24 protein-coding genes are annotated in these 23505 nt (G+C 67.5%); 9 read left to right on the top strand and 15 right to left on the bottom strand.

Translation table 11 applies throughout. The features are described 5' to 3' along the window. Window positions 1-441: 441 nt before the first annotated feature. Window positions 442-942 (top strand): class E sortase, encoded by a 501-nt coding sequence (locus EV646_RS29280; RefSeq protein WP_199237256.1) that lies wholly within the window; start codon window positions 442-444, stop codon window positions 940-942. Here the strand turns inward: EV646_RS29280 and EV646_RS29275 are convergent, their stop codons facing one another. The 3 genes from EV646_RS29275 to EV646_RS29265 all read right to left on the bottom strand — a co-directional run bounded on the left by EV646_RS29275 (window position 943) and on the right by EV646_RS29265 (window position 3014). After that, on the bottom strand, window positions 943-1365 hold the full coding sequence (locus tag EV646_RS29275) for a hypothetical protein (protein ID WP_132154248.1): 423 nt from the start codon (window positions 1363-1365) through the stop codon (window positions 943-945). A 47-nt stretch (window positions 1366-1412) separates the two neighbouring features. Beyond that, window positions 1413-2165: an SAM-dependent methyltransferase gene (locus tag EV646_RS29270; protein WP_199237255.1), complete on the bottom strand. Its 753-nt coding sequence runs from the start codon at window positions 2163-2165 to the stop codon at window positions 1413-1415. An 81-nt stretch (window positions 2166-2246) separates the two neighbouring features. Next, a complete protein-coding gene (locus EV646_RS29265) occupies window positions 2247-3014 on the bottom strand; it encodes an SDR family NAD(P)-dependent oxidoreductase (RefSeq protein WP_132154246.1) in 768 nt (255 codons plus the stop codon). Between the two features lie 194 nt (window positions 3015-3208). Between EV646_RS29265 and EV646_RS29260 the strand changes: the two genes are divergently transcribed. The 5 genes from EV646_RS29260 (at window position 3209) to EV646_RS29245 (ending at window position 7747) form a co-directional block, all read left to right on the top strand. Continuing rightward, on the top strand, window positions 3209-4006 hold the full coding sequence (locus tag EV646_RS29260; RefSeq protein ID WP_241996399.1) for a hypothetical protein: 798 nt from the start codon (window positions 3209-3211) through the stop codon (window positions 4004-4006). Next, window positions 4006-4422 carry a neutral zinc metallopeptidase gene (locus EV646_RS40305; protein ID WP_241996398.1) on the top strand — a complete coding sequence of 139 codons (417 nt, stop codon included), beginning with the start codon at window positions 4006-4008 and terminating at the stop codon, window positions 4420-4422. The genes EV646_RS29260 and EV646_RS40305 overlap by 1 nt, the downstream gene beginning before the upstream one ends. Window positions 4423-4439: 17 nt before the next feature. Further along, the gene (locus tag EV646_RS29255; RefSeq protein ID WP_132154244.1) at window positions 4440-5747 is read left to right on the top strand and encodes a neutral zinc metallopeptidase; all 1308 of its coding nucleotides are present in this window, start codon (window positions 4440-4442) and stop codon (window positions 5745-5747) included. Further along, window positions 5747-6631 (top strand): neutral zinc metallopeptidase, encoded by an 885-nt coding sequence (locus EV646_RS29250; protein WP_132154242.1) that lies wholly within the window; start codon window positions 5747-5749, stop codon window positions 6629-6631. The genes EV646_RS29255 and EV646_RS29250 overlap by 1 nt, the downstream gene beginning before the upstream one ends. Window positions 6632-6868: 237 nt before the next feature. Further along, window positions 6869-7747, top strand: coding sequence for a mechanosensitive ion channel family protein (locus tag EV646_RS29245; RefSeq protein WP_132154240.1), 879 nt, complete (start codon window positions 6869-6871; stop codon window positions 7745-7747). 54 nt (window positions 7748-7801) lie between these two features. Here the strand turns inward: EV646_RS29245 and EV646_RS29240 are convergent, their stop codons facing one another. From EV646_RS29240 to EV646_RS29190, 11 genes are all read right to left on the bottom strand, one after another. After that, window positions 7802-8332, bottom strand: a complete 531-nt coding sequence (locus tag EV646_RS29240) for a hypothetical protein (RefSeq protein WP_132154238.1) — start codon at window positions 8330-8332, stop codon at window positions 7802-7804. 165 nt (window positions 8333-8497) lie between these two features. After that, window positions 8498-9475: an N-acetylglucosamine kinase gene (locus EV646_RS29235; protein ID WP_132154236.1), complete on the bottom strand. Its 978-nt coding sequence runs from the start codon at window positions 9473-9475 to the stop codon at window positions 8498-8500. Continuing rightward, window positions 9466-10719 (bottom strand): 6-phospho-beta-glucosidase, encoded by a 1254-nt coding sequence (locus EV646_RS29230; RefSeq protein WP_132154234.1) that lies wholly within the window; start codon window positions 10717-10719, stop codon window positions 9466-9468. The genes EV646_RS29235 and EV646_RS29230 overlap by 10 nt, the downstream gene beginning before the upstream one ends. After that, complete coding sequence (locus EV646_RS29225) at window positions 10716-11600, bottom strand: carbohydrate ABC transporter permease (protein WP_132154232.1); 885 nt, start codon at window positions 11598-11600, stop codon at window positions 10716-10718. The genes EV646_RS29230 and EV646_RS29225 overlap by 4 nt, the downstream gene beginning before the upstream one ends. Before the next feature lie 13 nt (window positions 11601-11613). Next, window positions 11614-12555 (bottom strand): carbohydrate ABC transporter permease, encoded by a 942-nt coding sequence (locus EV646_RS29220; protein WP_132154230.1) that lies wholly within the window; start codon window positions 12553-12555, stop codon window positions 11614-11616. After that, window positions 12555-13883 carry an ABC transporter substrate-binding protein gene (locus EV646_RS29215; protein ID WP_132154228.1) on the bottom strand — a complete coding sequence of 443 codons (1329 nt, stop codon included), beginning with the start codon at window positions 13881-13883 and terminating at the stop codon, window positions 12555-12557. Before EV646_RS29215 ends, EV646_RS29220 begins: the two co-directional genes overlap by 1 nt. Before the next feature lie 12 nt (window positions 13884-13895). Beyond that, window positions 13896-15083, bottom strand: a complete 1188-nt coding sequence (locus tag EV646_RS29210) for an ROK family transcriptional regulator (RefSeq protein ID WP_132154226.1) — start codon at window positions 15081-15083, stop codon at window positions 13896-13898. Window positions 15084-15257: 174 nt separating this feature from the next. Then, entirely contained in the window at window positions 15258-16250 is a 993-nt protein-coding gene (locus EV646_RS29205; RefSeq protein WP_132154224.1) for a DUF2891 domain-containing protein, read from the bottom strand. Window positions 16251-16260: 10 nt separating this feature from the next. After that, a complete protein-coding gene (locus EV646_RS29200; protein ID WP_132154222.1) occupies window positions 16261-17229 on the bottom strand; it encodes a DUF979 domain-containing protein in 969 nt (322 codons plus the stop codon). After that, window positions 17226-17927 carry a DUF969 domain-containing protein gene (locus tag EV646_RS29195; protein ID WP_132154220.1) on the bottom strand — a complete coding sequence of 234 codons (702 nt, stop codon included), beginning with the start codon at window positions 17925-17927 and terminating at the stop codon, window positions 17226-17228. Before EV646_RS29195 ends, EV646_RS29200 begins: the two co-directional genes overlap by 4 nt. 153 nt (window positions 17928-18080) lie before the next feature. After that, window positions 18081-18758, bottom strand: a complete 678-nt coding sequence (locus EV646_RS29190; protein WP_132154218.1) for a uracil-DNA glycosylase — start codon at window positions 18756-18758, stop codon at window positions 18081-18083. Window positions 18759-18870: 112 nt separating this feature from the next. On the opposite strand from EV646_RS29190, the gene EV646_RS29185 reads away from it, so the two are divergent. From EV646_RS29185 to EV646_RS29175, 3 genes are all read left to right on the top strand, one after another. Beyond that, window positions 18871-19296: a hypothetical protein gene (locus EV646_RS29185; protein WP_132154216.1), complete on the top strand. Its 426-nt coding sequence runs from the start codon at window positions 18871-18873 to the stop codon at window positions 19294-19296. 224 nt (window positions 19297-19520) lie between these two features. Further along, the gene (gene panD, locus EV646_RS29180; RefSeq protein WP_479684490.1) at window positions 19521-19931 is read left to right on the top strand and encodes an aspartate 1-decarboxylase; all 411 of its coding nucleotides are present in this window, start codon (window positions 19521-19523) and stop codon (window positions 19929-19931) included. A gap of 18 nt (window positions 19932-19949) precedes the next feature. Continuing rightward, complete coding sequence (locus EV646_RS29175; protein ID WP_132154212.1) at window positions 19950-21395, top strand: aminopeptidase P family protein; 1446 nt, start codon at window positions 19950-19952, stop codon at window positions 21393-21395. Window positions 21396-21452: 57 nt separating this feature from the next. Here EV646_RS29175 and EV646_RS29170 read toward each other — a convergent pair whose 3' ends face one another. After that, complete coding sequence (locus EV646_RS29170; protein ID WP_132154210.1) at window positions 21453-23408, bottom strand: M13 family metallopeptidase; 1956 nt, start codon at window positions 23406-23408, stop codon at window positions 21453-21455. Window positions 23409-23505: the final 97 nt, after the last annotated feature.

Raw genomic sequence — 23505 nt, 5'->3', positions numbered from 1 at the left:
TGGGAGTGCGAATGATGCGATCGAGCGCGTCAGGTGGTGGGATCCGGCGGTCGAGCTCGAGGGCGTGGATGGGGCGGGGCACGATGATCGTCCGCCGGGTGGTTAGGGGCTGACGGTGGTTTTCGGGGGGGCTTTCGGTTGGGCGGGTTACCGTCGAGTGTGGTGAGGCGCGTGGTTGTGGGGTTTGTGGTGGCGGTTGCGCTGGGTGGGTGTTCCGATGTTGCGGACCCGACGGCTGAGAGATCGAGCGCCCGTACGACGAGCGCCCGTACGACGAGCGCCGGTACGCCGACGGTCCGCACACCCAGCGCCAGTACACCGACTGCTCGCACACGCAGCGCGGCACCGACGCCAACCGCCTCACCGACGCCAACCGCCTCGCCGACGCCAACCGCCTCGCCGACGCCCAGTTCGCCTCGGCCCCCGCAGAGCTCGGCGTCGGTGAGTTTGGCGATTCCGGGGCTGGGGGTGCGGGGGCTTCGGGTGGTTGCTTATGGGGGTACGGCGGACGATCGGCCGGGGACGCGGATCCAGAATCGTGGGTTCGCCGCCAGTCCGCGCGGTACCCGGGGCGGTGTCGGTCCCGGCGAGATCGGCAACTTCATCATCACCGGGCACCGCACCACGCATGGTCGCCCGTTCGGCCGGCTGCCTGAGCTCGCGAACGGCGAGCACATCCTGATCACCGCGAACGGGTACGTTCACGACTACGTCGTCACCCGGACGATGACGATCTCGTTCCGCAAGCCGGCCGAGCTGGCTCAGCAGAACGCCGCGGTTCCCGGCCGCCCGGGCCAGAAGCCCACGCAGGCGATGATCACTCTGTCCACCTGCGCCACCCCGGAGGACAACGCGGCCGGTAACCGCTGGCGCGACGCGCTCGGCAACCCCGAGCACCGCATCAACAAGATCGGCACCCTGGTCTCGAGCCGGAAGCTCTAGCTACTTACGGCCGAACTTCCACCACTTCGGCTTGTTCATCTTGATCTCGTCTGGGGCGAGCGGCGGCGGGACCGGCGGGCGGGATTCCTCGGTGAGGAAGTCGCCGGACTCGGTGTCGTACGGCGTCATGCCGAGGCGACGGCTGATCTCCATCACGATCGGGATCGAGCGCGGGCCGTCGTTCAGGTAGAAGGTGACGTCGCGGACCTCGACCCCCTTGCCGATGGTCATCTCGACGTCGTACTCGTCGCTGCGGAGCGCCAGCCAGGACGGCTTGCTCGCATCCACGTCCGGTACGACCTCGCGGACCGCGGCCACGACGTCCTCCGCCGTACCGACAGAGGGTGGTTCGTACCCGTCCGGCATGTCGTCGAGGCGCCGTACGCCTCCTGGTCCTCGCACCGCGTACACAGCCCAGCTCATGGACCCAGCATCCCTCACCCGGGTCCCCACCCGCGACACCGGCTGGGTCAGGAGGGCTTCCGCGCGGCCAGGATCGCGAAGGTGAGGAGCTCGCCCTGGTCGGCTTCGAGCATGTCGAGGGTGCCGTCGCGTTTGCCTTTGCGGGTGCGGTTGTGCTCGGACAGAGCCTCGGCCCACGCCACCCAGTCCTGCCAGCCGGACTCCTGCAGCCGGGCCGCGGTGACCTCGACCAGCTCGGTCATCTCCCACTGGAACCGCCACCAGTCGGCCGTGTGCCAGGCGAGCGCCTCCCAGCCGACCAGCTTCTTGATGTGGTCCGGGATGTACCTGAGCTCTCGGACCTCGCGACGCAGTGCCGGAGTCGCGACGCCCAGCTGACCGCCCGGCTTGAGAAAGTCGACCAGGTACGCGAGATACCCGTCCGCGGTGCCGAAGTACTCGTAGGCGTCGATACAGACGATCGCGTCGAAGAACCCGTGCGCGAACGGCAACGCATGCGCCTCAGCCTTCAGTGTCACCACCCCGTCGACCCCCTGCGACGCGATGTTGGCGGCTGCCTCGCTCGGGTCGATCCAGAGGTCGGCGGCCCACACCTGTACGCCGTACTCCTTCGCCAGGAACACCGACGTCGCACCCTTGCCTGAACCGAGGTCGAGCACCCGCATGCCTGGCTCGAGCTCGAGATCCCGCGCCAGATCCTCCAGCAACCAGAGCGGATTGGGTCCCATGTCCGAGTCCAGCAACCACTCGGCGTCGTACCCATTCGACCGGGGATACCCGTCCCGCCTCAGCCCGACCACGCCCCCACCCAACCGCCCCACGCCAACCCACCGCAACCTGTTGGCCGCCGGTTTTCACTTTCTGGCTCGGGGGCGGGTGGTCTAGAAGACCGAGTAGCCGCCGTCGATCAGCAGGACTGAGCCGGTCATGAAAGAGGAGGCGGGCGAGGCGAGGTACACGACGGAGGGCGCGATCTCCTCTGGCGTCGCGTAGCGCTGGAGGGGCGCGTCGAGGATCCAGTTCTGGCGGAACTGGGGCTGGTCGACGGGCGACATGTCGGTCTTCACGTAGCCGGGGGCGATCGCGTTGACCCGGATGCCGTACGGCGCCCACTCCGCGGCGAGGCTCCTGGTCAGGTGATGCACGGCCGCCTTCGAGGCGTTGTACGACGCCTGCCACTGCGGGCGGTTCACGATCTGCGCGGACATGCTGCCGACGTTGACGATCACGCCGCCGCCGGCGTCGATCATGCCGGGGGCGACCGCCGTACTGCAGTTCCACAGCGCGGTCAGGTTGAGGTCGATGACCTGCTGCCACTCCTCCGGCGGGATCTCGAGGGCCGGGCGGTGGATCGCGACACCGGCGTTGTTCACCAGTACGTCGATCCCGCCGAGCTCACCCGCCACGTCGGCGACCAGCCGTCGTACGTCGTCCGGCGCGGTGATGTCTGCCTCGACCGCGAGACCCCGGCGGCCGCGGGCCTCGATCTCGGCGACTACCGCCGCGTTGCGCTCGCCGTCCCGGGCGGCGATCGCGACGTCGGCGCCCGCTTCGGCCAGGGCCAGTGCGAAAGCGCGGCCGAGGCCGCGGTTGCCGCCGGTGACGAGGGCCCGGCGACCGGTCAGGCCGAAGGTGTCCAGCACGTTCATCCAGCTCTCCCTCAGGTTGTTACTCGCGGTAAGTACAGGTAGCGAAATGATGTCAATAGCTGCAATTCGGTACATGGGACTAGGCCGGAAGCATTAGCATCTTCCGGCGGTCGAGGGGCGGGGGTCTCGGGACCGCGATCGATGAGTGGGGGACCGGGGGTTCGCCCGGCACTGGGGAGAAGCGGGGAAAATCCATGTCCGACAAGGATGCGCCGAAGCCTGGCCATTTTCTGCCCGGGGGTGCGGGCGCGGTCGACCAGAGCGACGCCGCCAACCGTAAGCCTGAACCGAGGAGCGAACCGACGTCGAGTCCGCTGGCCGCGCCGACCCCACGGCTGGGAGCGGGCGCACCGGACGGACCGCCGCAGCTCTCGGGCTCACGGCTGGAGTCGCGAAAGCCGATCCAGCTCACCGGCACCCGTTTCGGCCCGCCGTCGCCGGGCGACCCGGCCGCAGCGGCGTACAAGGCCGTCTTCGCGCCCGATCCGATCCCGTTCCTCCCGAAGAAGCGGTCCAAGGCTCTGGTCGCCGGCATCGTCGCCGCCGCGCTGCTCGTGGCCGGAGGCGTCATCGCGCTCGCCGCGAAGGTGATTCCGGCGTACGACGATTTCGTCGCCAACCCACTGGGTACGCCGTCCTTCTACCCGAGTGGAAAGCCCACCGATGTACCGCAGAGCGAGCCGGCCAAGGACCCGGTCGTGGTCAGGGAGAACACGCTCTACAACGCCGGCAAGCTGGCTGCGGTCTACTGCCCGGAGCCCGCGTTCCGGCCGACGTCCAAGGAGAACGTCCGGTCGTACTACCTGACCTTGATCGCCTGCATGGACAAGGCGTGGATGCCGATCGTCACTCAGGCCGGGTTCGAGTTCCGCTCGCCGCGGCTGATCGTCTTCGACGAGGACGAGGAGACGGCGTGCGGCGTACAGAAGAAGGTGGCGTCGTACTGCGCTGATGAGCAGGGCGGCAGCGTGACGATGCCCTGGAGGACCTGATGGACGACTACCCGAAGCACAAGGCGGTGGCGCGGGTCGACATGGCCCAGTCGCTCGGCTTCGTGTACGGCGCGCACCTGCAGAACTTGACCGGCATCCTGGATGCCTCCGGCAACCTGCGCGACACTGCCGCGACCCCGGCCGCTGAGCTGGAGCAGGACCGGCGGGAGGCGCTGCAGGCGAACTGTCTGTCGGCGGTGTTCTTCGGCGCGGCCAGGGCGAGCTTCCCGCTGCGGGGCGAACTGCTGAAGCAATGGAACTGGCTGATCCGGCACAGCGGCGACGAGCACTCCAAGGACAAGACCCGCGATCATGGGTCCGCCAGGAGTCTCGCGCTGTGGATGAACCAGGGCTTTGCGAGCACCGATCCTGGCGCCTGCAACACTTTCGTGGCAGCATCCGCCAAGGTCGGCTGACGGACGGGAAACAATTGATGGGGACGAGCGATGGTACGGCGCGTTCCGGTGGCGCCACGCCGAAGCCGGGACACTTCCTGCCGGGCGGCGCCGGCGACATCCTGACCGAGGGTGATCTGGCGGCGGCCCGCCCGCCGACAGCCGGCCGTCAACAGCCGCTCGGCCTCGGCAAGGCCCGGGCCGTCTCGCGGGTCGACCCGACTCTGCAACGGAAGGCGCGGCCGCTGCCGGCTGATCCCGACGGGTTCGGCGCACCACCTGCGGAGCCGCTGGCCGGTGCCCCCGCCACGCCGCTGGCCGGATCCCGTCGTACGGGCGGACATCGCCCGGTCGGCTGGCACTCGCCTTCGTCCCGGCACGGCGCTCAATACTCCGCTGAACCGCCGCCGATCAAGCCGCCGGCCCGGCAGTACTCGAAGGCAGTGGTCGCCGGCCTGTCCGTGCTGGCACTGGTCATGGTCACCGGCGCCACGATCGCCGGCTTCAAGATCATCGACTCCTACGACAACGTCGACAGCCCGATGGCTCGCCCGTCGGTGAAGAAGTCCGAGGCCCCACTCCCGGTCCCGGCCGACCCGACCGTCACCGTCACGGTCCAGCCGGTCCCCGACCTGGTCCGCCTCCGCCAGAACAAGCTCTACACCGCCGGCAAAGTCCCAAACGTCAACTGCAAAGAACCCAGCATCAAACCGAACTCGCAGTCGACGATCCTGAACTACTACAAGGCTCTCCTCCCATGCCTGAACCGCGCCTGGGAGCCGGTCATCGCCAAAGCCGGCTACCAGTTCCGCGCCCCGAAGGTCGTCCTGCAGAGCAAGCAGATGCCGCAGTCGTCCTGCATCGGCGAGGCCGCCACGGCGTACTACTGCGGCGACGACGAGACCATCAGCATCAACTGGAAGAGCGATCTGGCCAACTACAAGGAGGATCCGCTCGCGGCCCGAATCTGGATGATGGACACGATGGCGCACGAGTACGGCCATCATGTGCAGGAGATGACCGAGATCCTGACCGCGTCGTGGTCCCGTGAGGGTTGGGCGAAGACCGAGGCGGAGAAGCTCGAGTGGAGCCGCCGGAAGGAGCTGCAGGCAAGCTGCCTCGGTGCCAGCTTCCTCGGAGCGAACAAGAAAGCACTCGGGCTCCGCGGTACGAAGCTGGACCTGTGGGAGTGGGAGGTCCAGCACAGCGGCGACGAGTACAACCCGAAGAAGGTCCGTGACCACGGCTCCCGCAAGAGCCAGTGGCTCTGGGTGGGCCCTGCCTTCAAATCCACCAGCCCCGCCTCCTGCAACACCTTCAGCGTCGCCGCGAAAAAGGTGAGCTGATGGCCCGTACGGCGAAAGCCGTCGGGCTGGCGGTTGTCGTCGTACTGGTTGTTGTTGGGGCGGGGGTCGCGACTCGGAAGGCTGAGCATGCGGTCGCTGAGGCCACGCCGTCGACGTCGGCAACGCCACGTACTGTGCCGAAGCCAAAGGGCGCGATCACGTATGACCTGATGCAGCAGGCGACGCGGAGCAAGCTCTACACGGCGGGCCGCGTGCCTGCGGTGAGTTGTCAGTTGCCGAGAGCACGGTTGATGTCCAAGGCGGCGCTGCTCGCGTATGGGCAAGTCATGGTGGATTGCCTCCAGCGAGCGTGGGCGCCGCTGGTCGCGAAAACCGATATGTACTTCGACAAGCCGGCACTCGTTGCCTATAGCAAGAAGGACCCGACCACCTTCTGCGCCGATCCGCCGTCGAACACCGATGCCTTCTACACCTCGGCGGACCGGGCCATCTGTTTCGAGTGGCCGCAGTACGTCGAGTCCGATCCGGGCGACTTGACCCTGGTGGATTTCCAGTACACGCTCTCGCACGAATACGGCCACCATCTCCAGGCCGCGGTCGGCATTCTGTCGATGTACGACATGCCCTACGTGGATACGACCAAAGCCGCTCAATTGGAGGCCGAGCGAAGACTCGAGCTGCAGGCGAGTTGTCTGGGCGCCGCGTTCCTCGGCGCGAACAAGCGAGCATTCGGCCTGACCGGCGAAGGCTTCGAGGATTGGAAGTACCTGGTCAAGCACTACGGCGACGACAACGGCAGCCCGAAGCCGATCCGCGACCACGGCTCCCGCAAGAGCCACGGCTACTGGAGTCTGCGGGCCTTCGGCTCCGCCGACCCGGCTTCCTGCAACACCTTCACGGCCCCGGCGAAGCTGGTCAGCTGAGACAACCATCTGGACCGGTTCAGCCGCCGGGGTAAGGATCCAAGCCGCCGTACGGTGATTGCCTTATGCAAACACTTTTCGTTGACATCGGCCCTTAACCGGGCTGAGACACAGTTTGCGGTCCCGGCCGGCGGGCACGGGGGATACTAGACACCACTGCATCCGCCCGTGGCACGGGGTCGTGTGCAGGTGTGTGCGCGGCGGCGGGTGCACGGGCCAGTCCGGAAGGAAGTCCGAATGTCCGCGCTAGCGATCGACTTCACTCAACCGTTCGAAGATGCCTTCAGCAAGCTTCTCGGGTTCGTGCCGAACCTGCTGGGCGGGCTGGTCATCCTGGTGGTCGGCTACTTCGTCGCCAAGGTCCTCGGCAAGCTCGTCGGCAAACTGCTCGGCAAGGTCGGATTCGACCAGTGGATGGATCGGGCCGGGGTGTCCGGCGTGCTGCAGCGGTCGGGCACGGGGCTGACCGCGTCGGCGATGCTGGGCAAGGTCGTGTTCTGGTTCGTGTTCCTGATCAGCTTCACGATGTTCGCGTCCGCGCTCGGGGTGCCGGAGATCTCGGCGTTCATGAGCGACATGCTCGGCTACATCCCGCGGGTCTTCGCCGCGATCGTGATCGTCTGCCTGGCTGCGTTGTTCGCGAACTTCCTGGCCGCGATCATCCGTGGTGCCACCGGCAACGAAACGCTCGCCAAGGTGGGTAAGTACGCGATCCTCGTGTACGCCGCGTTCGCAGCGCTGACGCAGCTCGGCATCGCCGTACAGCTGACCGGCAACACGCTGCTGATCGTTCTCGCCGGCGCGGCGCTGGCGATGGGGCTGGCCTTCGGGCTCGGCGGTCGCGAGATGGCGGGACGCGCGCTCAGCAACCTGTTCGACCGCAACACGATGATGAAGACGGGCGCCAACGGCCCGATGGGCTCTAACGGTACGACGACGACCGGCTACGACCAAGGCGGTTACCAGCAGCAGCCCGGCTACCAGCAGGGTGGCTACGAGCAGCAGGGCGACTACCCGCCGCCGGAGCAGCATCCGGCGACCCACGGCGCGCCGCAGTCCGGCGGCTGGTCCAACGGCACCACCCCCGACGGCAACTGGGAGGGCGGCCGACGCTGATCCAACCAACCAACCCAGAACAGGCGGGCAGCTCGTTGCCCGCCTGTTCTGCGTTCAGCTCTCGGTGGCGTCAGGCCCCGCGCGGCGGACGTCTTCGACCTTGGACATGGCTTCGCGGAGGTCGGCGAGCCAGGTCTCGCTGTGCTGGGCGACGAGTTTGACGCACCAGCCGAGGGCGTCGCTGCGGGAGCGGGCGACGCCGGCGTCCACGAGCGTGTCGAGGACCTGGCGTTCGGGCTGCCGCAGCCGGGTCATCACCGGAGCGGACAACGAGGTGAAGATCGTCCGGGTCTCGCCGCAGCGGACGCCCCAGGCGACCTTGCGCCGGGTCGCGTGCTCGAGTTCGCGGGCGATCTCGATCCGCCGCTCCCGGGTGTCCTCGCGGTACTGCTTGATCCGGCCCTCCTCGGCCGCGGACCGTTCGGCGGCGCTGACGTCGCCGCTCTGCTCCGGCGCCGGGATCCGGCCGACGATCAGGATCTCGTCCCGGTCGATGCTCAGCTCGGGATCACCCTCGAACCACTCGGCCGGAAGCCGTCCGGTGAGCCAGCCTCGCACCCGCTCACTGTCTGTCTGTGTACTCATGTAATCATGATTACACCGCTACAGAAGCCTTTCAAGCGAGACCTTTCAAACGGGCCTTTCAAGCAGGCTGGAAAAGCTGGTGCCGGGCCGACCCGTCCAGCACCCTGGACGATCCGTACGTCGGTGGCCCGGCCCGGCGCAGGGGTCCGGGCCGGGCCACCGAGCTCAGGCGGCAAAAGCCGCGCGTACCGCTGCTGCCGCCGACTCCGGCGCGGAGATGTGATCCAGACCCAACAGCACCGCCCCGACCACTGGCGGTACGTCGACCACCCGCGGCATCGCCTTCGGAGCAGCCTCGGCCAGCAGCCGTACGACGCTGTCGACCAGCAGCGGGTGTCCGGCAGTGAGAACGCCGCCGCCGAGCACCACCGGCACCGGCTCGTCGAGCAGCTCCAGCCGGCGCAACGCCACGACCGCCATGGTGACAATCTCCGAAGCCTGCTGCCCAACGATCTGAGCCGCCACCGCATCACCAGCGGCCGCGACCTGGAATAGCACCGGCGCCGCCTCGAGTTGCCGCTCGACTGGAATGTGGCCGAGATGCAAGCCCTCCAGCAGCGCCGTCAGCGACCTCACCTCGAAGTGAGCCGACAGTGCGCCGACCAACGCGGTCGCCGGACCACGGCCGTCGTCAGCCCGAGCCGCCGCCCAGATCGCCTCCGCGGCGAGTTGTTGCCCACCGCCCCAATCACCGGACAGCTTCCCCAAGGCGGGAAAGCGAGCGGTACGCCCGTCCGGCAGCAGGCCAGCGCAGTTGATGCCCGCGCCGCAGACCACCGCCACTCCGCGCGGCTCGTCGACTCCCGCGCGCAGCAGGGCGAAGGTGTCGTTGGTGACGTGCACCGACCGCCCCCAGCCGTAGGACTCGAAGGCCTTGGCCAGCCGCTCTTCCTCGATCGGCAGGTCGGCGTTCGCCAGGCACGCCGACACATGCTCCACAAGCGGCAGCCCCGCGAGTCCAGCTGACGAGGCGGCAGCGACCACCAGCGGCTCCAACGCAGCCACGGCCGCGTCGGCGCCGATGGTCTGCGGATTGAACCCGCCGCCGCGCGCCGTACCCAACACCTGCCCGTCGGCGGACACCAGCGCCACGTCGGTCTTGCTGTTGCCGGCGTCGAACGCGAGTACTCCCCCTACGCCCATGGCAGATACGCCTGGTTGTGGGCGAGCAGCTTGCCGGTCAGTTCTTCCGCGAGCGAGATCTGCCCGACCAGCGGATGCGCCAGCAGCGCTTCGAAGACTCGCTCTGACCCGCCCTTCAGCGCGGCCTCCAGCGCCAGCTGCTCATACGCGGTCACATGCGATACGAGACCGGCGTACAAAGGCTCGAGTGTTGCTACCGGCAACGGCCTGCAGCCGTCGGAGCCAACGACTGCAGGCACTTCGATGACCGCGTCGTCGGGCAGGAACGGCAACGTTCCGTTGTTCAGCGTGTTGACGACCTGCACGTCGCCCGTGTCGTTCAGCAAAGACGACGCCAGCGCGACAGCGGCCTCGGAGTAATACGCACCACCGCGCTTCTCAAGCAGTGCGGGTTTCTCACACAGCGAAGGATCCGCATAGAGATCCAAGAGCTGCTTCTCGATCGCAGCCACCTCGGCCGCCCGCGACGGCTTGGACAGCAACTCACTCACCGCTTCGTCGTGCGCGTAGTAATAGCGAAGGTAGTACGATGGTACGACGCCCAACTGCAGCAACACCGACGCCGGCAACTTCAACGAGTCGGCGAGCTCGTCGACATGCGACGCCAGCAGCGATGGCAGCTTGTCCTCGCCATCCACCCGTACGGCGCGTTCCCACGTCAGGTGGTTCAGCCCGACATGATCCAGCGACACGTGCTCCGGCGCCACTCCCAGCAGCCCTGCGAACCGCCGCTGGAACCCGATGGCCACGTTGCACAACCCCACCGCCTTGTGCCCCTGCGACAACAGCGCCCGCGTCACGATCCCGACCGGGTTGGTGAAGTCGATGATCCACGCGTCCGGGTTGGTACGCCGTACTCGCTCGGCAATATCCAGTACGACGGGAACCGTCCGCAGCGCCTTGGCGAGGCCGCCGGCACCGGTCGTCTCCTGCCCGACACAGCCACACTCCAGCGGCCACGTCTCATCCTCGTTGCGCGCGGCCTGCCCACCGACCCGCAGCTGCAGCAGTACGGCGTCCGCGCCGTCGATCCCGGCGTCCAGGTCTGACGTAGTCACCACGCGACCGGGATGGCCTTGCTTGGCGAATATCCGTTCAGCCAGACCACCGATCAACGAGAGCCGGTCGGCGGCCGGGTCGACCAGGACGAGTTCGGAGACCGGCAAAGTGTCGCGCAGCCGGGCGAAGCCGTCGACGAGTTCGGGGGTGTAGGTGGATCCGCCACCGACGACTGTGAGCTTCAACCCTTGACCCCTGTGAGTGTGACGCCTTCGATGAAGGCCTTCTGGGCGAAGAAGAACAGGATGATCACTGGCGCCAGCACCAGCAGCGTGGCGGCCATCGTGAGGTTCCAATTGGTGTGGTGAGCGCCTTTGAACGACTCCAGGCCGTAGCTGAGCGTCCAGGCGGCCGGGTTCTCGCTGGCGTAGATCTGCGGCCCGAAGTAGTCGTTCCAGCAGTAGAAGAACTGGAACAGCGCGACCGCGGCGACGGCCGGCTTCGCCATCGGCAGGACGATCCGGACCAGCGCCCTGAAGTCCCCGCAGCCGTCCACCTTCGCGGCGTCCACGTAGTCCTTCGGGATGGTCAGCAGGAACTGCCGCAGCAGGAAGACCGAGAAGGCGTCGGTGAACGCCATCGGGATGATCAGCGGCCACAACGTCCCGGACAGGTGCAGCTGCTTGGCCCAGAACAGGTACATCGGCACGATCACTACCTGTGGCGGCAGCATCATCGTGGAGATCACCAGCATCAACGCCAGGTTCCGGCCGCGGAACTTGAATCGCGCGAGCGCGTAGGCGACCGGGATACTCGACAACAACGTCAGCGCTGTGCCGAGACCGGCGTACATCAAGGTGTTCTTCCACCAGGTGAGGAAGCCTGGTGTCTCCCAGACGGCCCGCAGGTTCTCCCAATGCCAGCTGTCGGGCCACAGGTCCCGCGTGAGCGCTTGCTGATCACTCATCAGAGCAGTGAGGAACACGAACACGAACGGAAGGACGAAGAACAAGGCGGCTGCGATCGCGAGTGAATGGACCGCGATCCAATGGAGGAAGCGAGTACGGCGGGCGGTGCGTGCAGCGGTGGTGAGGGTGACCGGAGAGGTCAAGGCAGTTGCCGTCATCGGTGGACCCCTTTCAGTCGTTGGTGGCCAGGAAGCCGCTGCCGCGGCGCATCAGCAGAGCGGTGAACACCATCGCCAGCGCGAACAGCACCAGCGCGATCACGCACGCGCCGCCGGTGTCGAACCGCTGGAAGCCCAGGTGGTACACGAGTTGCGGCAACGTCAGCGTCGACTTGTCCGGATAGCCCGGCTCGACCTGTTGCCCCGAGCCACCGATGATGCCGCTGGCAACCTTCCCGGCGACGAGCGGCTGCGTGTAGTACTGCATGGTCTGGATGACGCCGGTGACGACCGCGAACAGGATGATCGGCGAGATGTTCGGCAGCGTCACGAACCGGAACTGTTGCCAGCGGCCCGCACCGTCCAGCGACGCCGCTTCGTACTGCTCCTGCGGTACGTCGAGCAGCGACGCCATGAAGATCACCATCAGGTCGCCGATGCCCCACAACGCGAGCAGGGTCAGCGCCGGCTTCGACCAGTGCGGGTCGTTGAACCAGCCCGGCTGTGGCAACCCGATCGCGCCGAGGATGTTGTTCACCGGCCCGGTGCCCGGGTTGAGCAGGAACGCGAACGCCATCGTGGCGGCGACCGGCGGAGCCAGGTACGGCAGGTAGAAGGCGGTCCGGAAGAAGCCGGCGCCGGTCTTCACCTTGGTGATCAGCAGGCCGATGCCGAGTCCGAAGATCACCCGGAGCGTGACCATTACGACGACGAGCCAGAGGGTGTTCCGGAGCGCCGGCCAGAAGAACGGGTAGTCGGTGAAGACGTACTGCCAGTTCTTCAGGCCGGTCCAGGTCGGGGGCGTGAAACCGTCGTACCGCATGAAACTGAAGTAGACGGTGGAGATGAGCGGGTAGAGGAAGAAGACGCTGACGCCGATCAGCCAAGGGGAGAGGAAGGCGACGTTGCGAAGTGCCTCCCGGCGGCGTTTCTGTCGCAGGCCAGGGGAGATCATCACTTGACCTGAGCCAGATCCTTGTCGATCTGCCGGTCGGACTTGGCCAGTCCGGCCGCCAGGTCGGTGACCTTGCCGGACTCGTAGCTGAAGCCGAAGTCCTGCAGGCTGAGCTGGTACGCGCCGCCGTTCGGGCTGGCCGGAGTGGTGTTGCTCTTCGGGTGCGCGGAGATCTCGAGGAAGGTACGGAAGGCCGGGTCGGCGTCGAGCTTGGGCGACTTCAGCGCGTCCAGCGTGGACGGCACGTTGTGGATCGCGTTGGCGAAGTTGACCACGGCATCGGTGTCGGTGGTCAGGTACTTGACCAGCTCCCAGGCCGCGTTCTGCTTCTGACTGGTGCTCGCGATGCCGATGATCGTGCCGGACAGATAGCCCTTTCCGTAGCTGTCGGCCTGGTCGTCGGGCACCGGGAACGGTGCCACTCCGATGTCGAACTTGACCCCGGCGTCGCGCGCCATCCCGAGCCGCCACTCGCCGTCGATCGCCATCGCGACCTGGCCGGTCTGGAACGGGTTCTTCGCGCCCCACTCGTCGCCGAAGGTGGACCGGTACTTCTCCAGCTTGGCGAACCCGCCGAGCTCGGCGACCAAATTCTTCTGCCACTTCAGCATGCTCGCGAACGCGGGATCGGCAGCCAGGTTCGACTTGCCGTCGGCGGTGAAGTATGTCGGGTTCCACTGCGCGGCGAAGTGCGTGGTGGTCGACTCGTAACCGTGGAAGTTCGGCATGAAGCCGAGCTGGCTGTAGCTGTCGCCCTTGACCTTGGTCAGCTTCTTCGCATCGGCATCGAACTCGGACAACGTCTTCGGTGGCGCGGTGATGCCGGCGGCCTTGAAGGCGGCCTTGTTGTAGTAGAGGCCGTAGGCATCGTTGAGCAACGGCAGGGTGCAGCGCTTGCCCTCGAACTGCGTGTAGTCCTGCAACGCCTTCGGGAACGTCTTGTCCAGGTCGACGCCGGACTTGTCCAGGAACGGCTTCAGGTCGGCCAGGACATTCGACGAGCAGAAGGTGCCGACGTTGTCGGTGGTGAAGGACGACACCACGTCCGGTGCGTTCGCGCCACCGGCTCGCAGCGCCTGCTTGATTTTGTCGTCGTTGATGTTGCCGACGGTCTTCACATGGATGTTCGGATGCGCTGCTTCGAACGCCTTGATGTTCGCGTTGATCCCGGCCGACTCGGCCGGCGAGCTCCAGCCGTGCCAGAAGGTGATGGTGACGTCCTTGGTGGCGTCGTCGTTCGCTTGCGGGGCGGCCGACGTGCCGGTACAGGCGGTGGCGAGCAGAGCGACTGCGGTGGTGCCGATCAAGGCGCGGGTGGAGCGATGCATCGGAGGACTCTCCTAATGGACGGGTGGACCCGCCGTGTCGAAGACTTCGTCGCGGGTCGTGGTCAGAGCAGACTGCAAGGCGCCGGTGAGGACCGGATCTTCGTTGATCGCGGTCAGCAGCAGGCGTGGTCGGGGTACGGCGAGATCGGCCAGCTCTTCCTGGACGAGCTCGCGCAGGCGTTCGCCGCCGGCGGTGATGACACCACCGGCGAGCACGATCAGTTCGGGATCGACGATCGAGACGATCGCGGCCAGACCGACGGCGAGCCGGTTGGCAAACTCGGTCAGTACGGCGTCACCCGCCTGCTCGGCGGACAACGCGGCCGTGATGGCGGCTTTCGCCGTACGGGCTCTGAGGCCGTGGCTGCGGGCGAGGTTCAGAACCGATTCGCCGCCGGCGAGTTCCTGGAAGCCGCCGGCGTTGTTGCGGCCCACGTTGCGGACCAGCGGCGTACCGGGAAGGGGCAGGAAGCCGACCTCGCCGGCGCCGCCGGTGGCGCCACGGTGCAGGCGGCCGTTGATGACGACGGCGGCGCCGATGCCGTCCTCGCCCCAGAGCAGGACGAAGTTCTCGGCATTCTTCGCGTGGCCGATCCGCTGCTCGGCGATGGCGGCGAGGTTGACGTCGTTCTCGACCTCCAGCGGTACGGCGATCGCCGCGGCCAGTTCGTCGAGCAGGTGAGGCGAGTGCCAACCGGGCAGGTGCATGGCGTAGCGCAGGCGGCCGGTCGTCGGGTCGAAACCACCTGGAGTGCCGATCGAGGCGCGGTGCAGCCGGTCACGCGTCAGTCCTGCCTCGCCGACGGCGCCGTCGATCGCCTTCAGGACGCGCTCGACCGTGCCCTTCGCGGTGCGGCCCGGCGTGGGGAGCTCGTAGCTGCCGACCACCTTGCCGGTCAGGTCGGCGACGGCGGAGCGGATCCGCGTCGGCATGACGTCGAGGCCGGCGACGTACGCGATGCCGCCGTTGATCTCGTACAGCTGGGCGTTCGGACCGGGGCGGCCGGCGGTCGTGCCGCTGGCGCGGACCAGGCCGGCGCTCTCCAGCCGGGACAGCAGCTGTGACGCGGTCGGCTTGGACAGGCCGGTGAGGCTGCCGAGCGTGGTGCGCGACAGCGGGCCATGGGTGAGCAGCAGCTCCAGCGCGGCGCGGTCGTTCATCGCACGCAGCAGGCGGGGAGTTCCAGGTGTCGTTGCCATGAGCTAACCCTGCCTCCCTTCGCGCCGTCCGCGGCGATGCCGCGCTGATCGTCTCCAACTGTTAGGAAAGTTTCCTATTGGTCGGAGACCGTACGGCGCGTAGAAGGCAGGTGTCAACGAATTCGGGAGAGTTGCTACTTAACTCGCCGACGGGCCGGCGAGGGAAGCTTTTGGCTACCGCTTGTCAGCTGCGGCCGCTAGGAGGGCAAACGAGACCAGCCAGTGGGTCGACATGAAGTCGCCGCCGGTCACCGTGGGCAGGACGGCTTCGACCTGGCGGTCCGCGCCGGCGCGGAGGGTGTCGGCTACCTCGGGCAGGTTCGGCGCGATCGTGCGAAGCTGCCAGGCCCGCGACAGCGCGAGTCCGGAGAGGTGGGCGAGCTGGCCGTCGCCGGAGTTGTCGGTCGTCGGCACCTCGAGCAGATGTGCGTGTGCGTCGGCGCCGAGGCCTGGCAGGAAGGCGGTCAGCCAGGGCTTGTACTCGTCGGCCGGCAGGACGCGGCGCATCAGCTCGGCCTCGGTCAACGCCGGTGACAGGAAGTCCGTGCCGGACGGTTCGAAGCGGGAGTCGTACGACGTGTCGCCGCCGAGCCACTCGATCGAGCGCTTCCGGATCGCGTCGACCACATCCGCCCGGCCGAGTTCGTCGTACGCCTCGAGGAGCAGGGCGAGGGCGAAGGTGCTGTTCAGGTGGACGCCATGGCGGACCGGGTACGCCTGGCGAGGCAGCCAGTCGAGGACCAGCTCCGCGATCGCATCGGCCAGCGGCTGGAGGGCATCGGCCCACTTGGTTGCTTGCGGCAACGGGCAGTTGCGGGTGGCGGCGACCAGCATCGCCGCCCAGGCCCAGCCGTACGGGCGCTCGTACGACGGACGGTCGCGCAGGTACGCCGCCTCGGTCGCGATCGCCTCCGGGGTCAGCCGATTGTCGACGAGCTCGATCGGGCGCTGGCCGGCCTGGTCCGGTGCCAGGGTGAGCAGCCGGACCAGGGACCACTGCATGTGTGCGCTGGAGTGCCAGTCGTACGAGCCGTGAAAGGCCGGATGCAACCGGTCCGGCGTCACGTCGACGTCGTCCGGTCCGTGTGAGGCGTGCTGAGCGCCGTACGGATAAGGGGTTCCGAGCACCTCACACGCGATCGCGGCCCACTCGGCGGCGTACTTCATGGCAGTCCTTTCAGAATGCGAAGACGTACATCAAGGCGATGTTGCAGGCCAGCAAGGGGATCGCGGTGGGGATCTGCGCCTTGATCGGGCCGTACTGGTCCTTCATCTCCAGGAGTGCTGCCGGGACCAGATTGAAGTTGGCGGCCATCGGCGTACAGAGGGTGCCGCAGAAGCCGGCCAGCATGCCGATCGCGAAGACGACCGCCGGTGTGCCGTCGAACTGCTGCACCAGCAGCGGCCAGCCGACCGCGGCCGTCATCACTGGGAACGCCGCGAACGCATTGCCCATGATGATGGTGAAGACCGCCATCCCGATGCAGTAGAGGGCGACCGCCGCCAGCAGCGAGCCCTTCGGCACCAGGTGATCGGTGATGCGGCCGACCGCCTTGCCGACGCCGGATGCGTTGAAGAGCAGGCCGAGCGTCGCCAGCATCTGCGGCAGGATCGCGGCCCAGCCGATGTGCTCGAGCAGGCGACGGCCTTCGTGCAGCGGGACGGCCGGCGACTTCGGTTTCAGCAGCGCCATGCCGACTGCGAGGGCGAGCAGCGATGCGACGCCCAGACCGATGATGGTGGCGGAACCGGTTTGCAACAAGAGGTTTCCGTTGATCTTCACCTTGGCCAGCCAGGCGCCGAAGATCGCCGCCACGACCGGAATCACCAATGCTGGAAGGAAAAGCTTGTTGCCGAACCGGTCGGCGAACCGGACTCGCTCGGCCGGCGTGCTCGTCTGCTCGTGACCGCGGCCGGGGAAACCGGCTCCCGCGAGTACGGCGAGACCGATCACCGCGATGCCGAGCAGCCAGGCCGGCGCCTGCTTGTTCACGACGAAGGTGCCGTAGCCGAAGGAGAGGCCGAGGATGCCCCAGAACGCCGCGCTGCCAAGGCGTTTCGGGTTGCTGCGGTCGTTGACCACCTGCAGCGCGATGAGGACGAAGAACAGCCCGCACAGCCAGTAGAACCACTCGACCTTGATCATCGGGTCACCTGCTCACCTTCGGCCTTGGATGCCGCGTGCAGCTTGTCCAGTTGGCGATCGAGCAGCAGCAGCCGAGTGCCATGGATGAGCAGCGCGCAGATACCGGTCGGGATCGCCCAGAGCGCGATGTCGATCGCCTCGAGGTGCAGGCCGTACGTCGCGTCGACGAAGCCGGTGATCAGCAGGATCGAGCCGATCGCGACGAAGATGTCCTCACCGAAGAAGAGCCCGACCGTGTCGGCGGAGGCGGCGAAGCCCTTGATCTTCTCCTGCAGCTTTTCGGGCAGTGGGCCGTAGCGTCTCTCCGCGGCGCCGGCGGCCATTGGTGCGATCAGCGGGCGGACCGCCTGGGCCGGGCCGCCGATGCTGGTCAGGCCGAGTGCCGCCGTACCCTGCCGGATCAGCAGGTAGATGGCCAGCAGGCGGCCGGTGGTCATGACTTTCAGCTTGCCGATCAGCTTGCGGGCCTGGTGCTGCAGGCCGTAGCGCTCGATCAGCCCGATCACGGGCAGCGTGACGATGAAGACCGTGACGGACCGGCTGCCGGCGAAGCCGTCGCCGAAGGCGTTCAGGATCTTGACCGGCGACAGACCGCCGATCAGGCCGGCCACGATACCGGCCGCTGTGACGACCAGCATCGAATTGAGTCGCAGGGCGAACCCGACGACGACCACCGCGATGGCGAGCAGAACCCACATGGTTCCTCCCGGGAGGGACGGAGGAGAGGCGATTCCGGCCACCATAAGAGATTGTTGAACGATCCTGCAATGGATCATTCAAACAAGTTTCGTCGCGAGCATGCGAAAACGCGCCGTGACCGCGTGGGTCCGGCGCGTTGTCGTCGTGTCTGTTTAGGGGAGGCGCCAGTCGACCGGGGTGCCGCCCTGCTCGACGAGGAGGGCGTTGACGCGGCTGAACGGGCGGGAGCCGAAGAAGCCGCGGTCGGCGGACATGGGGCTCGGGTGCGCGCTCTCGACGTACGGGATATCGCCCAGCATCGGCTTCAGGGTCTGCGCGTCGCGGCCCCAGAGGATCGCGACCAGCGGGCCGCCGCGCTTCACCAGCGCGTGGATCGCCTGCTCGGTGACGGTCTCCCAGCCCTTGCCGCGGTGCGCGCCCGACTTCCCGGGCTGCACGGTCAGCACTCTGTTGAGCATCAGCACGCCCTGGTCCGCCCAGGGGGTGAGGTCGCCGTTGGACGGAGCCGGTACGCCGACATCCGCCATCAACTCGCGATAGATGTTCGCCAGGCTGCGGGGGATCGGCCGGACGTCCGGCGCGACCGAGAAGCTGAGGCCGACGGGGTGACCGGGAGTCGGGTACGGGTCCTGCCCGACGATCAGCACCTTCACCTGCTGCAGCGGACGCTGGAACGCGCGCAGCACGTTCTCCCCGGCCGGCAGGTACGCGCGCCCGGCAGCGATCTCGCCGCGCAGGAACTCACCCATCTTGGCGACCGTGTCCTCGACCGGCGCCAATGCTTCCGCCCAGTCCGGGGCGACCAGATCAGTCAACGTCTTCGGGCTCACCCAGCACAGCATTCCAGTACGACGCCCTCCCGCGCACCCCGGGTGGATTGACCCTGCCGCGGAGGTAGCGTGCGCTTGCAATCAAGCGTTCGTTCTACCTGAAAGGTCAAGAATGTCGTTGTTGAGGCGGGCCGCGATCGTGCTGCCCCTTGCCCTCGGTCTGGCCGTTGCCGGGACCACCACCGCGTCGGCTGCCGGGACGCCGTACCTGAAGAAGTTCTCCGCCAAGGGCGGCGGTGGGTACATCGAGTGGTTCGACATCAAGCAGCGGCCGGTCGGCCAGGGCGGCTACGAGGACGCCGACGACATCAAGCTGTGGGACAACCGCGCGGACAAGCGCGGCGTCAAGGTCCGGGTCGAGCACCCGAAGGGCCAGTACACGGCCTCGGACATGAAGGGCAAGGGCAAGAGCGTCTACAAGTACCTCCCGGACCTCAAGCCCGGCCAGTTGCTCTACGTCACGGTCTGCCTGACCAAGAAGAGCAGCTCCACCATCGACAACTCCACCTGCGGCGGTCCTTACAAGATCACCGAATAACCCCCGCGCCAGCCGCTGGGCGACCAGCAATTAGTTCGTTTGCTGGTGTGTTGGCCGCAAGGCAAGGGACGCGCCGGGAGGCGCGTCCCTTTGTCTGTTGGGTGACCGGGAGGTCCCGGAACGTCTTGTTTTGCTGGCATTTCGGCGTACTGAAGCGGTTAGGTGATGGCGGCCACTGACAGTAAGCCGTGCGTGGCTGGATGATTGCGCGCATGTGGTGGGAAATGATGAAGTCGAAGGTGCACCGGGCGACGGTCACGCAGGCGGATCTTGATTACGTGGGGTCGTGCACGCTGGATGCGGAGCTGATGGACGCGGCCGATCTGCTGGCCGGCGAGAAGGTGGACATCGTCGACATCACCAACGGCAACCGGTTGTCGACGTACCTGATCGAGGGGCCGCGCGGGTCCGGCGTGGTCGGGATCAACGGGGCAGCGGCGCACCTGATCCATCCCGGCGATCTGGTCATCCTGATCGCGTACGGGATGTTCGGCACCGAGGAGGCGAAGGTGTTCGAGCCGAGCGTAGTCTTCGTGGACGAGCACAATGCGATCACCCGCATCGGCTCCGACCCCGCCGAGGCGCTGCCGGACACGGGCACGCTCCGCGGCGATCAACTGCACACCCCGCACTGAATCGAGGACTGGTCGACGATGACCGAACCCAGCGAGACCCCGGCCGAGGAGACCCCGAAGACCGCGTCGCATGACAACGAGCCCAGCCCGAAGCTGCGAGCGTTCATGAACTCCGGCTGGGCCGACTCCGAGCGGCAGGACGTCACGCTGAGCGACGTCGGCAGCTGGGCGGCGAAGCGGCGGGACGCGTTGTCGCAGGCGTTCCCGGGCGAGCGGCTGGTGATCCCGGCCGGCACCTACAAGGTCCGGTCGAACGACACCGACTTCGTGTTCCGTCCGCACACCGACTACGTCTGGCTGACCGGGAACCAGACCTCCGACGCCGTCCTGGTGCTGGAGCCGAACGGCACCAGCGGCCACGACTCCGTCCTCTACTTCCGCCCGCGCGCGGACCGCAGCGAGGGCGAGGAGTTCTGGCGGGACCGGATGTACGGCGAACTCTGGGCCGGCCGACGCCCGTCGCTGACCGAGACCGCGAAGGAGTTCGGCCTCGAGACCCGGCACGTCGACCGGCTCGCGGACGCGCTGAAGAGCGACGTACCGACCCGGGTCCGGCGCGGTGAGGACGCCTCGATCGCCTCGCTCCTCAGCGGTACGACGACCGACGCCGGCCGGGACAAGGAGCTGGCCTTCGCACTGTCCGAGCTGCGGCTGGTCAAGGACCCGTTCGAGCTCGAGCAGCTGCGGGACGCGGTCGCGATCACGCACCGCGGATTCTCCGACGTACTCGCGGAGATGGACAAAGTCCGCGAGTACGGCGAACGCTGGATCGAAGGCACGTTCTGGCGCCGGGCACGGGCCGAGGGCAACGATGTCGGCTACACCTCGATCGCCGCGGCCGGACCGCACGCGACCACGCTGCACTGGATCGAGAACGACGGCCCGGTCGTCGACGGCACGCTGATGCTGCTCGACATGGGCGTGGAAAACCGCAACCTCTACACCGCCGACATCACCCGGACGCTGCCGGTCAGCGGCGAGTTCACGCCGCGCCAGCGCGACCTGTATCAGCTGGTCCTGGACGCGCAGAACGCCGGGATCGACGCGCTCCGGCCGGGCGTGACGTTCCGCGCCGGGCACGAGGCCGCGATGGAGGTCATCGTCCGCGGGCTCGACGCGATGGAGCTGCTGCCGGTGTCGGCCGAGGAGGCACTCGACCCGGAGAGCAAGCTCTACCAGCGCTACACCCTGCACGGTGTCAGCCACATGCTCGGCCTCGACGTGCACGACTGCTCGGCGGCGCGGGCGGAGAAGTACACCAAGGGCGACCTGCAGACCGGGTACGTGCTCACGGTCGAGCCGGGCCTGTACTTCCAGGCCGACGACCTGACCGTGCCGGAGGACCTGCGCGGGATCGGCATCCGGATCGAGGACGACATCCTGATCACCGACAACGGCGCTGAGAACCTCTCGGACGCGATGCCGCGCGACGTCGAGGGCCTGCAGAACTGGATGGCTTCCTAGCCAGTACGACGGCCGCACGCTGAAGGGGCGCACAGTCTGTGCGCCCCTCCAATCTGCTCACCAGATCTTGACGCGTTCCTCCGGCGCGAGCCACATGCCGTCGTTCTCGGTCACGCCGAACGTGTCGTGGAACTCGTCGATGTTCTTCACCACCGCGTTGCAGCGGAACTCCGGCGGCGAGTGCGGGTCGATCGCCAGCCGCCGGGCGGCCTCCTCGGCCCGCGTCTTCGTGGACCAGGCGTGCGCCCAGGACAGGAAGAATCGCTGGCTCCCGGTCAGCCCGTCGATCACCGGCGGCTCGGCGCCGTCCAGCGACAGCTGATAGGCGACGTACGCGATCGACAGCCCGCCGAGGTCGCCGATGTTCTCGCCCAGGGTGAGCTTGCCGTTGACGTGCTGATCCGCCACCTCGGCCGGCGAGAGCGCGTCGTACTGCGCGACCAGCTTCCCGGTGCGTTCCTCGAACGCCGCCCGGTCCTCAGAAGTCCACCAGTCGTTGATGTTGCCGGCCGCGTCGTACCGGGAACCCTGGTCGTCGAAGCCGTGGCCGATCTCGTGCCCGATCACCGCGCCGATGGCGCCGTAGTTCACCGCGTCGTCGGCGTCCAGGTCGAAGAACGGCGGCTGCAGGATGCCGGCCGGGAAGACGATCTCGTTCATCCGCGGGTTGTAATACGCGTTGACCGTCTGCGGCGTCATCTTCCACTCGGTCCGGTCCACGGGCTGCCCGAGCTTGGCCAGCTCACGCGCGGTCTCCACCGCCACCGAGCGGCGAACGTTGCCAAACAGGTCGGCCGGGTCGACCTCGAGCGCGCTGTAGTCCTTCCACTTGTCCGGGTAGCCGATCTTCGGCAGGAATGTGCCGAGCTTCTCCAGCGCCCGCTGCCGGGTGTCCGGCCCCATCCACTCGAGCGCGTCGATCCGCTGCCGGTACGCCTCGACCAGGTTCGCCACCAGCTCGACCATCCGGGCCTTCGCCACCGGCGGGAAGTGCTCGGCGACGTACAACTGGCCGAGCGCCTCGCCGAGCGCGGACTCGACCACGCCGACGCCACGCTTCCACCGCTCGCGCAGCTCGGGCGCGCCGGTCAGCGTCTTGCCGTAGAAGGCGAAGTTCTCGTCGACAAAGGCCTTGCTCAGCAACGGCGCCGCGCCGTGCACGATCCGCCAGCTCAGCCACTCCTTCCACCGGTCGAGCTCGACCTCCCGCAGCGCCGTCGCCGCCGCGGTGAAGAAGTCTGGCTCCCGTACGACGACCTGCGCGATGACATGCTCCGGTACGTCGTACCCGGTGAGCCAGCGCGACCAGTCGAACCCGGGGGTGAGCTCCTCGAGCCCGGCCCGGTCGACCTTGTTGTAGGTGAGCGTGACGTCGCGGCTCTTGACGCGGTCCCAGTGGCCGGCGGCGATCCGCGTCTCCAGCTCCAGGATCCGCTCGGCCGCACCGGACGCGTCGGGCAGTCCGGCGAGTTCGAGCATCCGCGCGACGTGGCCGACGTACGCCGTCCGGATCTCGGCGAAGTTGTCCTCGCGGTAGTACGACTCGTCGGGCAGGCTGATGCCGCCCTGCATGACGTAGGTGACGTACTCGTCGGACTTCTTCGCGTCGACGTCGATCCAGGTGTAGAAAATGCCGTTCACGCCCTGCAGCTCGAGCCGCCCGAGCGCCTCGGCCAGGCCGCCGAGATCCTCGACCCCGCGCACCAGGGCGAGCTGGTCGGCGATTGGCTCGGCGCCGCGCCGCTCGATCGTCTCCTCGTCCATGAAGCTGCTGTAGAGGTCGGCGACCTTGCGTGGCTCGCTGCCGTCCGGGTGACCGGCGGCGACGGTCTTCTCGACGATGGCGCGGACGTCCTGCTCGGCCGAGGCGGACAGTGCGTGGAAGGCGCCGTAGATGGCTTTGTCCGCCGGGATCTCGTGCTGCTCCAGCCACGGCCCGTTCGCATGCCGGTACAGGTCGTCCTGCGGCCGTACCGTGCTCGACAGACCCGAAGTGTCAATCCCTGCTGTCATCCCGTGCCCGCTCCTTCACGACGTGCGGATTTTTCTGTCGCCGACAGTACCCGGTGCGCCCGAAAGATCGCTGAACTTTCTGGCAGTCCTGAACCGT

The sequence above is a fragment of the Kribbella antiqua genome (genome assembly GCF_004345665.1).
In the GTDB taxonomy this organism is placed as follows: domain Bacteria; phylum Actinomycetota; class Actinomycetes; order Propionibacteriales; family Kribbellaceae; genus Kribbella; species Kribbella antiqua.
The sequence above is the reverse complement of the archived record's forward strand: the minus strand, read 5'-3'. Positions and strand labels throughout refer to the sequence as shown.

What these genes read in the sequence shown, in the direction of transcription:
- EV646_RS29170 (WP_132154210.1), bottom strand. Translation starts at nt 23,408, where the DNA reads ATGACAGCAGGGATTGACACTTCGGGTCTGTCGAGCACGGTACGGCCG.
- EV646_RS29245 (WP_132154240.1), top strand. Translation starts at nt 6,869, where the DNA reads ATGTCCGCGCTAGCGATCGACTTCACTCAACCGTTCGAAGATGCCTTC.
- EV646_RS29235 (WP_132154236.1), bottom strand. Translation starts at nt 9,475, where the DNA reads ATGGGCGTAGGGGGAGTACTCGCGTTCGACGCCGGCAACAGCAAGACC.
- EV646_RS29200 (WP_132154222.1), bottom strand. Translation starts at nt 17,229, where the DNA reads ATGATCAAGGTCGAGTGGTTCTACTGGCTGTGCGGGCTGTTCTTCGTC.
- EV646_RS29175 (WP_132154212.1), top strand. Translation starts at nt 19,950, where the DNA reads ATGACCGAACCCAGCGAGACCCCGGCCGAGGAGACCCCGAAGACCGCG.
- EV646_RS29205 (WP_132154224.1), bottom strand. Translation starts at nt 16,250, where the DNA reads ATGAAGTACGCCGCCGAGTGGGCCGCGATCGCGTGTGAGGTGCTCGGA.
- panD (WP_479684490.1), top strand. Translation starts at nt 19,521, where the DNA reads ATGATGAAGTCGAAGGTGCACCGGGCGACGGTCACGCAGGCGGATCTT.
- EV646_RS29250 (WP_132154242.1), top strand. Translation starts at nt 5,747, where the DNA reads ATGGCCCGTACGGCGAAAGCCGTCGGGCTGGCGGTTGTCGTCGTACTG.
- EV646_RS29240 (WP_132154238.1), bottom strand. Translation starts at nt 8,332, where the DNA reads ATGAGTACACAGACAGACAGTGAGCGGGTGCGAGGCTGGCTCACCGGA.
- EV646_RS29195 (WP_132154220.1), bottom strand. Translation starts at nt 17,927, where the DNA reads ATGTGGGTTCTGCTCGCCATCGCGGTGGTCGTCGTCGGGTTCGCCCTG.
- EV646_RS29225 (WP_132154232.1), bottom strand. Translation starts at nt 11,600, where the DNA reads ATGACGGCAACTGCCTTGACCTCTCCGGTCACCCTCACCACCGCTGCA.
- EV646_RS40305 (WP_241996398.1), top strand. Translation starts at nt 4,006, where the DNA reads ATGGACGACTACCCGAAGCACAAGGCGGTGGCGCGGGTCGACATGGCC.
- EV646_RS29210 (WP_132154226.1), bottom strand. Translation starts at nt 15,083, where the DNA reads ATGGCAACGACACCTGGAACTCCCCGCCTGCTGCGTGCGATGAACGAC.
- EV646_RS29220 (WP_132154230.1), bottom strand. Translation starts at nt 12,555, where the DNA reads ATGATCTCCCCTGGCCTGCGACAGAAACGCCGCCGGGAGGCACTTCGC.
- EV646_RS29215 (WP_132154228.1), bottom strand. Translation starts at nt 13,883, where the DNA reads ATGCATCGCTCCACCCGCGCCTTGATCGGCACCACCGCAGTCGCTCTG.
- EV646_RS29185 (WP_132154216.1), top strand. Translation starts at nt 18,871, where the DNA reads ATGTCGTTGTTGAGGCGGGCCGCGATCGTGCTGCCCCTTGCCCTCGGT.
- EV646_RS29265 (WP_132154246.1), bottom strand. Translation starts at nt 3,014, where the DNA reads ATGAACGTGCTGGACACCTTCGGCCTGACCGGTCGCCGGGCCCTCGTC.
- EV646_RS29275 (WP_132154248.1), bottom strand. Translation starts at nt 1,365, where the DNA reads ATGAGCTGGGCTGTGTACGCGGTGCGAGGACCAGGAGGCGTACGGCGC.
- EV646_RS29260 (WP_241996399.1), top strand. Translation starts at nt 3,209, where the DNA reads ATGTCCGACAAGGATGCGCCGAAGCCTGGCCATTTTCTGCCCGGGGGT.
- EV646_RS29255 (WP_132154244.1), top strand. Translation starts at nt 4,440, where the DNA reads ATGGGGACGAGCGATGGTACGGCGCGTTCCGGTGGCGCCACGCCGAAG.